At 71.5% G+C, this 11,379-nt stretch carries 6 protein-coding genes; 1 reads left to right on the top strand and 5 read right to left on the bottom strand.

What is annotated here, in order from left to right; genetic code table 11:
• Window positions 1–46 precede the first annotated feature (46 nt).
• A complete protein-coding gene (gene fxsT, locus AB0Q96_RS28145) occupies window positions 47–3,076 on the top strand; it encodes an FxSxx-COOH system tetratricopeptide repeat protein (protein WP_365330209.1) in 3,030 nt (1,009 codons plus the stop codon).
• 80 nt (window positions 3,077–3,156) lie between these two features.
• On the opposite strand, the gene AB0Q96_RS28150 is transcribed toward fxsT, so the two are convergent.
• The 5 genes from AB0Q96_RS28150 to AB0Q96_RS28170 all read right to left on the bottom strand — a co-directional run bounded on the left by AB0Q96_RS28150 (window position 3,157) and on the right by AB0Q96_RS28170 (window position 11,085).
• Window positions 3,157–6,990 (bottom strand): multifunctional oxoglutarate decarboxylase/oxoglutarate dehydrogenase thiamine pyrophosphate-binding subunit/dihydrolipoyllysine-residue succinyltransferase subunit, encoded by a 3,834-nt coding sequence (locus tag AB0Q96_RS28150; RefSeq protein WP_365330211.1) that lies wholly within the window; start codon window positions 6,988–6,990, stop codon window positions 3,157–3,159.
• A gap of 303 nt (window positions 6,991–7,293) precedes the next feature.
• On the bottom strand, window positions 7,294–8,346 hold the full coding sequence (locus AB0Q96_RS28155; protein ID WP_365330231.1) for an ATP-binding protein: 1,053 nt from the start codon (window positions 8,344–8,346) through the stop codon (window positions 7,294–7,296).
• Between the two features lie 50 nt (window positions 8,347–8,396).
• Window positions 8,397–9,134, bottom strand: a complete 738-nt coding sequence (locus tag AB0Q96_RS28160) for a response regulator transcription factor (RefSeq protein ID WP_365330213.1) — start codon at window positions 9,132–9,134, stop codon at window positions 8,397–8,399.
• A 60-nt stretch (window positions 9,135–9,194) separates the two neighbouring features.
• On the bottom strand, window positions 9,195–9,905 hold the full coding sequence (locus AB0Q96_RS28165; protein WP_365330215.1) for a spermidine synthase: 711 nt from the start codon (window positions 9,903–9,905) through the stop codon (window positions 9,195–9,197).
• A 106-nt stretch (window positions 9,906–10,011) separates the two neighbouring features.
• Window positions 10,012–11,085, bottom strand: a complete 1,074-nt coding sequence (locus AB0Q96_RS28170; RefSeq protein ID WP_365330217.1) for a 5'/3'-nucleotidase SurE — start codon at window positions 11,083–11,085, stop codon at window positions 10,012–10,014.
• Window positions 11,086–11,379: the final 294 nt, after the last annotated feature.

Below are 11,379 nucleotides of genomic sequence, written 5' to 3' on the forward strand. Positions count from 1 at the left end.
GGTACATGACACTGCGTTGCGCGGGAGCGGGACGGGAGACGTACAGATGGCGGAACAGCGGTCGGGTGGCGACGCGGCGGCGGAGCACGGGGGAAGAGCGGCGCCGGGACACGTCCTCGTGGTCTTCCCCGGCTACCACCGGCCCTGGGCGACATGGATCAACCAGCGGCTCGAAGCCCACGGGGTGCGCGCGACCCTCCAGCGGTGGGACCCGCCCCGCGAGACGCCCCTGGTCGACTCCCTCAACGACCTGCTGCTGGCCCGGGGGAGCGTGCTGCTCGTCCTCGACGACTGGTTCTTCCAGCTGGGCCCCCGCCCCGCCGGCGAATGGAACGAGGTCCTGCGCGGCTTCGTCCTGGAGCGGGCCGAGCGCTTCGCCGCCGTCAACCTCACCAACCGCACCCTCCTCCCGGCCACCGCCGTCCTCGAACCCGTCAGCCTCTGGGGCGTCGGCGAGGAGGAGGCCGAGGCGCGGCTGCTCAGCCGGCTCGGCATCGAACCCCGGCGCTCGGCGGGCCGCCGCATCCCGGCCTCCGCCCTGGTGCGCTACCCGGAGACGCCGCCCGAGATCTGGGGCGAGATCCCCCGCCGCAATCCCCGTTTCACCGGCCGCGACGACCTCCTCACGGAGCTCCAGGAACGCCTCATGGACGCCGAGCGCGGCAGAGCCGCCTGCACCCTCCTCGGCATGTCCGGCATCGGCAAGACCCAGATCGCCGCCGAGTACGCCCACCGCTTCAGCCCCGACTACGACGTCGTGTGGTGGGTCAACTCCGACGACCGCAACGTCCAGCGCGACCGCTTCGGTGAACTGGCCGCCGCACTGCAGCTCCCCAGCGGCAACGAACCCGGCGAACGCATCCGGGCCGTCCGCGAGGCCCTGCGCCGCGGCGACCCGCACGCCCGCTGGCTCGTCGTCTTCGACGGCTGGGACGACACCGACGGCGCCGGCGTGCTGCTGCCACAGGGCCCCGGCCACGTCCTCGTCACCTCCCGCAACCGAGGCTGGGGCGACCACACCGACATCCTCGAAGTCCCCAGCTTCGACCGGGCCGAGTCCACCGGCTACCTGATGCGGCGCGCCCCGCACATCACCGCGCCCGAGGCCGACGACGTGGCCGCCGAGTTCGGCGACGTCCCCCTGCCGCTCGTCCAGGCCGCCGCCTGGCTCGGCGAGTCCGGCATGGAGGTGCCCGAGTACCTGCGGATGGTCCGCGACGGGCGGCTGTCCACCGTGGACGAGCCGACCGCCGGCGACGGCTTCCCCAACGCGTCCCTCACCTCCTGGTCGATACTGATCAACCGGCTCCGCCGCGCCCAGCCGCAGGCCATCGACGTGCTCAGCCTCTGCGCGTCCTTCGCCCCCGGGCGCATCCCCCTCGGCATCGTCCGGGCCTACCCCCAGGCCGACCTGCCCGAGGACCTGCGCTGGATGGTCACCGACCTGCCGGCCTGGAACCGCGCCCTGGACACCCTGGTCAACTACTCGGTCCTGAGCCGCGAGGCACGCGGCCCGGTGGCCAACATCGAGATGGGTCCGCACCAGGAGTCCGTGCACATGCACCGGCTCGTCCACGACATCGTCGCCCGGCTCACCGACGGCGAACACCGCGAGGCGCACCGCAAGGCCGTCCGCACCCTGCTCGCCGAGGCCGACCCCGGCAACCCCCTCGACAGCCGCCACTGGCCGCGCTACGCCGAACTCCTGCCCCACCTGGAGCCCTCCGGCGCCCTCGCCAGCCGCAACCCGCGCGTGCAGACCGCCGTCCTCAACTGCCTGCGCTACTGCTTCCGCAGCGCCGAGTTCCGGGCCGGCATCCGGCTCGCCGAGAAGATCCGGGAACACTGGTCCGGCTTCATGGACCCGGTCAGCGCCGAGATGCAGGAGCTCACCACGCAGGAGTGCTACATCCTGCGCTCCTTCGGCCGCTTCCGCGAGGCGTACGAACTCGATCTCGCCCTGCGCGCCAAGCTGGACGAGGCCGCCGCCCCCGACGAGCTCGGCTCGCTGCGGTCCGCCGTCTCCATCGCCAGCGACCTGCGCTTCCTCGGCCAGTACCAGGAGTCCGAGCGCATCCAACGCGACGCCTTCGCCGAGGCTCAACGCCTGCTCGGGGAGAACGAGTTCCTCACCCTCGTCGCCGGGCACAACCTCGGCCTCATGCTGCGCATGCTCGGCCGCTACAAGGAGGCGTACGAGCACGACATCGCCTCCCTGTCCCGCAGCGAGGCGGTGCTCGGCGCCCGGCACTCGCACACCCTCAGCGCCAGCAACGCCGTGGCCCAGGACCTGCGCCTGCTCGGCAACTACCGCGAGGCGCTGGCCAGGCAGGAGGCCAACGTCCGCTTCCACGTCCAGGTCCTCGGCCCGCAGCACCTGAACACCCTCTACGCCCGCGCCCAGCTCGCCCTGTGCCGACGCCGGGAAGGCGGCTTCCAGCAGGACCTCGGCGCCACCATGGCGAGCCTGCTCGACCAGATGCACCAGGTCCACGGGCGGGACCACTACCTCACGCTCTCCTCCATCAACAACTATGCCAACTACCTGCGCGAGCACGGCGACCTGAGCCATGCGCGCGACCTCATCCAGGAGGCCGAGGCCGGCTATCGCGGCCTGGTCGGCCCCGCCCACCCCGTCGCCACCGGCGTCTTCGCCAACACCGCGCTCGTCCTCCAGGCCGCGGGCGAACGCGCCGACGCCCTGGCGATCCTGGAAGGGGCGCTCGCCGGGCTCACCGCCTCCCTGGGCGCCGACCACCCGTGGGTGATCGGCTGCGCCCTCAACACCACCGCCGCCCGCAACTTCAACGGCCGGGTGAGCGACGCCGCCGAGCTCAGCCGGGAGACTCTGCGCAGGGCCCGGCGCACCCTCGGCAACGAGCACCCGCTCACGCTGTCCTGCCAGGTGGCGCTCGCCACCGACCTGCGCGGGCTGCGGGAGACCGAGGAGGCGGGGAAGCTGGAGGAGGACGCGCTGCTCACCCTCACCCGGACCCTGGGCGCCCAGCACCCGCACACGCTGTCGGCGCGTCAGCGCAACCGGCCGTACTGGGACTTCGAGGCCAACCTGGGCTGAGCCCCGTACCGGCCGCGGAGACGCCGGAGGCCCGGCACCCCCTGTGGGGTGCCGGGCCTCCTCGGTGCCGGGGACTCGACTCAGGCGTCGAAGACCTCCGCGACCAGCTGCGCCTGCTCGGCCTGGTGGCGCTTGGCCGAGCCGACCGCCGGGGACGAGGAGTGCGGGCGGGAGATCCGCCGCAGGCGCTCGCCCGCCGGGATGTCCGCGCCGACCGCCAGGTCCAGGTGGTCGATCAGGTTGAGCGCGATGAACGGCCAGGCACCCTGGTTCGCCGGCTCCTCCTGGGCCCAGATGTACTTCGCCGCGTTCGGGTACTTGGCGATCTCGGCCTGGAGCTCGGCACCCGGCAGCGGGTACAGGCGCTCCAGACGGATGATCGCGGTCTCCGTGTCGCCGCGCTTCTGACGCTCGGCCTCCAGGTCGTAGTAGACCTTGCCCGCGCAGAAGACGACCTTGCGGACGTCCGCCGGGTTCGTCGTGCCGGCCTCGACGGCGGTGTCGCCGATGACCGGGCGGAACCCGCCGGTGGTGAACTCCTCCACCTTGGACGCCGCGGCCTTCAGACGCAGCATCGACTTCGGGGTGAAGACGATGAGCGGCTTGTGGTGCGGGTTGTGCACCTGCCAGCGCAGGAGGTGGAAGTAGTTCGACGGCAGCGTCGGCATGGCGACCGTCATGTTGTCCTGGGCGCACATCTGGAGGAAGCGCTCCGGGCGCGCGGACGAGTGGTCCGGGCCCTGGCCCTCGTAGCCGTGCGGCAGGAGCAGCGTGACGCCGGAGGTCTGGCCCCACTTCTGCTCGGCCGAGGAGATGAACTCGTCGACGACGGTCTGCGCGCCGTTGACGAAGTCACCGAACTGGGCCTCCCAGACGACCAGGGAGTCCGGACGGGCCAGCGAGTAGCCGTACTCGAAGCCCATCGCCGCGTACTCGCTGAGCAGCGAGTCGTAGACGTTGTAGTGGGCCTGGTCCTCGGCCAGGTAGAGCAGCGGGGTGTAGTCCTCGCCGGTCTCCTGGTCCACCAGGACCGCGTGGCGCTGGCCGAAGGTGCCGCGGCGGGAGTCCTGGCCCGACAGGCGGACCGGGGTGCCCTCCATCAGTAGGGAGCCGATGGCGAGGGTCTCGCCGAAGCCCCAGTCGATGGTGCCGTCGTCGATGGAGGCCGCGCGGCGCTGCATCTGCGGCATCAGGCGCGGGTGGACCGTCACCCGCTCCGGGACGTTGACCTGCGACTCGGCGATCCGCTTCACGACCTCCGCGGAGACCGCGGTGGTCACGGCGACCGGGAACTCGGGCTTGGCGTCCGGGACCTGCGGGGTCGAGGGGGCGGCGGTGGCCTCGCGGACCTCCGCGAAGACCTTCTCCAGCTGGCCCTGGAAGTCCTGGAGCGCCTGCTCCGCCTCTTCCAGCGTGATGTCGCCGCGACCGATGAGGGACTCGGTGTACAGCTTGCGCACCGAGCGCTTCTTGTCGATCAGGGTGTACATCTGCGGGTTGGTGAACTGCGGGTTGTCGCCCTCGTTGTGACCGCGGCGGCGGTAGCAGATGAGGTCGATGACGACGTCCTTGTTGAACGTCTGGCGGAACTCGAAGGCGAGCCGCGCCACCCGGACGCACGCCTCCGGGTCGTCGCCGTTCACGTGGAAGATCGGCGCCTCGATCATGCGGGCCACGTCGGTCGCGTACATGGAGGAACGCGAGGACTCCGGGGCGGCGGTGAAGCCGACCTGGTTGTTGATGACGATGTGGACCGTGCCGCCGGTGCGGTAGCCGCGCAGCTGCGACATGTTCAGGGTCTCGGCCACGACGCCCTGGCCCGCGAAGGCCGCGTCACCGTGCAGGGCGACCGGCAGGACGGTGAAGTCCGTGCCGCCCTTGTTGATGACGTCCTGCTTGGCGCGGACGATGCCTTCCAGGACCGGGTCGACCGCCTCCAGGTGCGAGGGGTTGGCGGCCAGCGAGACCGTGATCTGCTCGCCGTCGAGACCGGTGAAGGTGCCCTGGGCGCCCAGGTGGTACTTCACGTCGCCGGAGCCGTGCATCGACTTCGGGTCGAGGTTGCCCTCGAACTCGCGGAAGATCTGCGCGTACGACTTGCCGACGATGTTCGCCAGGACGTTCAGGCGGCCGCGGTGGGCCATGCCGATGACGACCTCGTCGAGGCGGGACTCGGCCGCCGAGTCGATGACCGCGTCGAGCAGCGGGATGACGGACTCGCCGCCCTCCAGGGAGAAGCGCTTCTGGCCGACGTACTTGGTCTGCAGGAAGGTCTCGAAGGCCTCCGCCGCGTTCAGCCGGCGCAGGATCCGCAGCTGCTCCTCGCGCTCCACACGGGCGTGCGGGCGCTCCACGCGGTCCTGGATCCACTTGCGCTGCTTCGGGTCCTGGATGTGCATGAACTCGACGCCGGTGGTGCGGCAGTACGAGTCGCGGAGCACGCCGAGGATGTCGCGGAGCTTCATCATCGACTTGCCGGCGAAGCCGCCGACGGCGAACTCGCGCTCCAGGTCCCACAGGGTGAGGCCGTGCTCGGTGATGTCCAGGTCGGGGTGCTTGCGCTGCTTGTACTCCAGCGGGTCGGTGTCGGCCATGACGTGGCCGCGGACCCGGTAGGAGTGGATCAGCTCGAAGACGCGCGCGGCCTTGGTGACGTCGTCGTCGTGCGAGGCGTCGATGTCACGGAACCAGCGGACCGGCTCGTAGGGGATGCGCAGCGACTTGAAGACGTCGTCGTAGAAGTCCTGCTCGCCGAGGAGGAGGTTGGCGACGATCCGCAGGAACTCGCCGGAGGCGGCGCCCTGGATGACCCGGTGGTCGTAGGTCGACGTGAGCGTCATGACCTTCGAGATGCCCAGCTTGTTCAGGGTGTCCTGGGAGGTGCCCTGGAACTCGGCCGGGTAGTCCATCGAGCCGACGCCCATGATGACCGACTGTCCGGGCATCAGGCGCGGCACGGAGTGGACGGTGCCGAGGCCGCCGGGGTTGGTCAGCGAGACCGTGACGCCGGTGAAGTCGTCCATCGTGAGCTTGCCGACGCGGGCGCGCTTGACGATGTCCTCGTAGGCCTGCCAGAACTCGAAGAAGTTCAGGGTCTCGGCCTTCTTGATGCCGGCGACGACGAGCTGGCGGTCGCCGTTGGGCTTCACCAGGTCGATCGCGAGACCGAAGTTCACGTGCTCCGGCTTGACCAGGGTCGGCTTGCCGTCCTTCTCCGCGAAGGAGTGGTTCATCGTCGGCATGGCCTTGATGGCCTGCACCATCGCGTAGCCGATGAGGTGGGTGAAGGAGATCTTCCCGCCCCGGGCGCGCTTCAGGTGGTTGTTGATGACGATGCGGTTGTCGAAGAGCAGCTTCACCGGGACGGCGCGGACGGACGTGGCCGTCGGCATCTCCAGCGAGGCGTTCATGTTCTTCGCGACCGCGGCGGCCGGGCCACGCAGGGTGACCAGCTCGGGGCCCGCGGGGGCTTCGGTGCTCGCGGCGGCCTCCTTGGCCTTGACCGGGGCCGGGGCCGCGGCGGCGGGCTTCGCGACCGGCGCGGGCGCCGCGGGAGCCGCCGGGGCGGGCTTCACGGGGGCCGGGGCCGGCGCGGGCACCGAGGCGGCCGGAGCGGCCGGGGTGACGGCAGGCGCGGCCTGTGCGGGGCCCGTCTGCGTCGCCACGGGCGCGCTGGGGGCGCTGGGCGTGGTCGGAGTGGTGGCGGCCGGGGCCGCGGGAGTCTCCGCGGCGCCGGGCTTGTAGTCGGCGAAGAAGTCCCACCAGGCACGATCGACCGAATTCGGGTCCTGGAGGTACTGCTGGTAGATCTCGTCGACGAGCCACTCATTGGCACCGAAGGCGGCGGCAGGGGACTTTCCCTGCCCGTCTTGGTCGGTCGGGGAGCTCGGGGTACTGGGGGACTGAGACGACACGGCGGTAACCGCCCTCTTCCGCTTCACAAGGTGATGGACAGCGGAAATAAAGGCTACGCCTCCCTGGCCGGGAGGTGCAGGCCGGGCACTCCAACGTCGCGCAAGTCACACTTGACGGGGTGTTTCGGTGCCATGAATGGCGGGAAACAAGCGTGGTTCTGCCCTCGTACGGGTAGGGGAAAGTGCGGGCGCGGCCCCCTGGGGGCGCATCCCTGTCCTGTTCCTGACCACGTCACGCGGGTCTCTCGTACGAGTGCTCGTACGGTTACACGCAGAACGTCTGCTTCCGGTTCGAACCCTACGTCAATCCCGCGAGCGAAGGCTGCCCGGAAGGGTGAGCCTGATGCGGCATCCACGTGACGATTCGGCCACACCGATGTGGCCACCGTGCAGATCCACCGCCCAGCGCGCGATCGCGAGGCCGAGCCCCGTGCCGCCGTCGCTGCCCGGACCGTGCTGGGCCGGGACCGTGCCCCGGTTGAAGCGCTCGAAGACCTTGTGCCGCTCCGCCTCCGGAATGCCCGGGCCCTCGTCCTCGACCTCCAGCTCCAGGGAGTCCGGGAACGGCCCGCGCCGGGCCCGTACGGTGACGCGCCCGTGCGGCGGCGAGTGCTTCACCGCGTTGTCGATCAGGTTCGCCATCACCTGGTGCAGCCGCTCGGCGTCCGCGAGCGCGGTCAGCTCCGGCGGCGACACGTCCAGGTGCAGATGCACGTCCGTCCGGTTGTGCAGCCCCGAGCTGGTGGTCAGACCGCGCTGGGAGGCCGCCAGGTTCGCCTCCCGCAGCACGCCGGACAGGTACGGCCAGACCTCGAAGCGACGCGTCCTGAGCGCCACGACACCGTTGTCGAGCCGTGACAGGTCGAGGAGCGTCTCCACCAGCCGGCCGAGCCGCTCGGTCTGCTTCAGGGCCGTCCGCATCGTCTCCGGGTCGGCCTGGGAGACCCCGTCCACCACGTTCTCCAGCACCGCGCGGAGCGCGGCGATCGGAGTGCGCAGCTCGTGCGAGACGTTCGCCACCAGCTCCTTGCGGTGCCGGTCCACCGCCTCCAGGTCGTCCGCCATGCGGTTGATCGTGGACGCCAGGTCGCCCAGCTCGTCCCGGCGGTCCGCACCGCGCACCCGGCGGCTGAAGTCGCCGCGCGAGATCGAGCCGGCCACCGTGTTCATCTCGTCCAGCGGCGCGGTCAGCGACTGCGCCACGAACTGGGTGATCAGCAGGGTCGCGATCATCGCGAAGATCGTGATGTAGCGGAACTCGGTCGAGGTGCGGATCGCCACCAGCGCCAGGCACGAGGTCAGCAGGACCGCCCCGACCACCAGCGCGCCCAGCTTGGTCTTGATCGAGATCACTATCCGGTGCCGCTCCCGCCGGGGGCGGCCGTCGGCGTCCCGCCGCGGCCGGCTCACGACGCCGGGGTCTCCAGCGCGTAGCCGACCCCGTGGACCGTACGGATGCGCTCGGCTCCGATCTTCCGGCGCAGCGCCTTGATGTGGCTGTCCACGGTCCGGGTGCCGGAGGCGTCCGCCCAGTCCCACACCTCCGCCAGGAGCTGCTCGCGGGAGAGCACCGCGCGGGGCGTGTTCGCCAGGCAGACCAGCAGGTCGAACTCGGTCGGCGTCAGGTGCACGTCCTCGGCCCTGACCCGGACCCGGCGCTGCGCGTGGTCGATCTCCAGCTCGCCCAGCCGCAGGATGCCGCTGCGCGGGGTGACCGCCGCCAGCGCGGCGCGCTCCACCCGGCGCAGCAGGACGTGCACCCGGGCGGCCAGCTCGCGCATCGAGAACGGCTTCGTCATGTAGTCGTCGGCGCCGACGCCGAGACCGACCAGCATGTCCGTCTCGTCGTCACGGGCCGTGAGCATCAGGACCGGGACCGGTCGCTGCGCCTGGACCCGGCGGCAGACCTCCAGGCCGTCGAATCCGGGCAGCATCACGTCGAGGACCATCAGGTCCGGCTGCCATGCCTCCGCCGCGTCGACCGCCGCGGGTCCGTCCGTCGCCGTCTGCACCAGGAAGCCCTCCGCGCGCAGCCGCGCGGCGATCGCCTCCACGATCGTCGAGTCGTCCTCCACGACAAGGACGCGCCGCTGGGCCCCCGGAGTGGCCGCCGCACCGTGGTGAGTGGTGTGTGTCTGCTCCATTGCCCCGCCTCGCGTCGCCGATGTCGGTGCAGCAGCCTAGAGGTACCGGCGCCGTCCCGGCTACGCAGGCCGTACGGCGAGGTGGACCGCGTCGGGGACGCCCCGGGCATGGGGGATCTCTTCGGTGCGTACCCCGCTGAATCCGGCATTCCGCAATGACCCTTCGAAATCGGCGGACGGCCGGGCGGACCAAACGGCGAGGATCCCGCCGGGCCTGAGCCGGTCCGCGCAGGCCGCCAACCCCTGGGCGGAGTACAGGGATTCGTTGTCCTCGGTGACCGTCCAGTCCGGGCCGTTGTCGATGTCCAGGCACAGGGCGTCGTAGGTGTCCGGGGAGGTGCGAAGGTGGGTCAGGAGGTCCGTGTGCAGGATCACGGTGCGTCCGTCGGCGAGTGCCGGGCCGGAGATCGCCGCGAGGGGGCCCTCGCGGTGCCAGTCGATGACCGCCTCCTCACGTTCCGCCACGGCGATCCTGCGCCAGCGCGGGTCGGCGGCGGCGTGGGCCAGCGAGAAACCGACGCCCAGACCGCCGATGAGGACCGCCGGACCCGAGGCGCGGACCGGCTCGGGGAGCGCCGCCATCGCCGCGTCGATCAGCAGGCGCTCCGAGCGCCCGTCCGAGGTGTCCATCAGGAAGGTGCCGTTGGCGATGATCTCGTAGCGCTCGGCGTGGCGGCGTAGGACCACTTCTCCGTACGGGCCCTGGCGGCGGTCGATGACGACGGGGGTGGTGGGGGTTGCGGGAGTGGCGGGGGTGGCAGGGGTGCTCATACCGGCTTGCTCCGTTCTCGTCCACGGTGCTCGGCCCGGCCGCCCCCCTGAGGCGGGTGGCCGGGGCGAACACGTTACGGAGTACGGGGTTTGCCGCGCGAGCCGCTCAGAAGCGGGGCGCGTCGTGCTTGACGTACTGTTCGATTCGGTTCAGCGCGCGCCGCGCCTCGACCGGCGTGCCGTACGTGCGGTCCCAGGTCACCGGGGCGATCGTGATGTGGCCCTTGTCGAGCAGCCAGGTCGAGTCCGCGTCCTTCCGGCCCTCCGCGCACTCGCCCTCGCCCGTGCCGTCCACCGGGCACAGGCCGAGCGCGATGTCGAAGGAGTCGCTCGTGCCCCGCTGCTCGAAGGCGTGGTAGACCACGGCGCCGTCGCCGATCCGCGTCCACACCGGGGGCTTCGCGCGCCGGCCGGTGCTCACGTCCGGGTAGTCGACCTTGAGCGCGAACTCCGGGGTCAGCAGGGAGCGCGCCCTCAGGCCGGCGACGAGGCGGGCGCCGAACTCCGCGTGGGCGCGGTAGTTCTCGCGCGGGAAGAACAGGTTGCTCTCGTCGCCGGACGAGGAGAACGCGACGGCCGGGACGCCTTGGTCGATCGCGGCGACGGCGGCGCCGACCGTACCCGAGTCGTTGACGCTGGCCGAGACGTTCGGGCCCGAGTTGATGCCGGTCAGGACGAGGTCCGGGGCCTCCTTCCAGCCCACCTTCGCTCTCAGTCCGCCGCGCAGGGCCAGCTTCACCGTGTCGGCCGGGGTGGCGCTCGGGGTGTCCTTGCCGCAGGGGCCCGCGGCGAGGCACACGCCGAAGACCGCGCCCTGGGAGGGGGCGGTCGCGCAGTCGGCCTCGTAGCCGGCGGGCAGCGCGGTGCGGCGCTGGGCGGTGACCACGCCGCCGTTGGTGACGGCGGTGCCCTTGCCCGACTGGACCTGCCAGGGGGCCATCACGACGACGTCCGCGCCCGCGGCGCACATCGCGCGGCGCAGCTCGTAGAGGCCGAGGCCGTCGGAGTTGCTCGCCTTGGCGGCCTGCATGGAGTCGTCGTTGGAGATCAGGACGCGGAGGCCGGCGAGGGGGCGGTGCTCGGTGGTGGCGGCGGGGGTCGCGGGGGCCGCCGCGTAGGCGGTGGTGCCGGCGGTCAGGAGGGCTGCGGCTGCCGTGGTGAGGGCGGTGCGGATGCGCATGAGGGTCCCTTCATGTCATGGGCATGGCAAATGGGGAGGAAAAAGCGATCCGGGGCCCTGCCCCCCACGGGAGGGCCCCGGATCGGGCGCGGGGCAGCGTCAGGAGCCCCGCGGTCTGTGGGTGTGGTGCGGCTTTGTGGGTGCGGTGGGTGCGGTGGGTGCCCTCGGCTTGTGGGTGGGGGAGACCCGTGCCTCCACGGGCGCCGGTGCCTCCGCGGGGGTAGGGGGTGTCCGGACTGCGACCTTCACTTCGCTGCGCTCGTTACGGGCGCCACCACGTCCGGACACCCCCTA

Origin of the sequence: Streptomyces sp. NPDC093111 (assembly GCF_040683955.1) — a bacterium.
Lineage (GTDB): Bacteria > Actinomycetota > Actinomycetes > Streptomycetales > Streptomycetaceae > Streptomyces.

Excerpts from the sequence above, each read along its gene's own strand:
- fxsT (WP_365330209.1), top strand. The coding sequence starts at position 47 with ATGGCGGAACAGCGGTCGGGTGGCGACGCGGCGGCGGAGCACGGGGGA.
- AB0Q96_RS28160 (WP_365330213.1), bottom strand. The coding sequence starts at position 9,134 with ATGGAGCAGACACACACCACTCACCACGGTGCGGCGGCCACTCCGGGG.
- AB0Q96_RS28165 (WP_365330215.1), bottom strand. The coding sequence starts at position 9,905 with ATGAGCACCCCTGCCACCCCCGCCACTCCCGCAACCCCCACCACCCCC.
- AB0Q96_RS28170 (WP_365330217.1), bottom strand. The coding sequence starts at position 11,085 with ATGCGCATCCGCACCGCCCTCACCACGGCAGCCGCAGCCCTCCTGACC.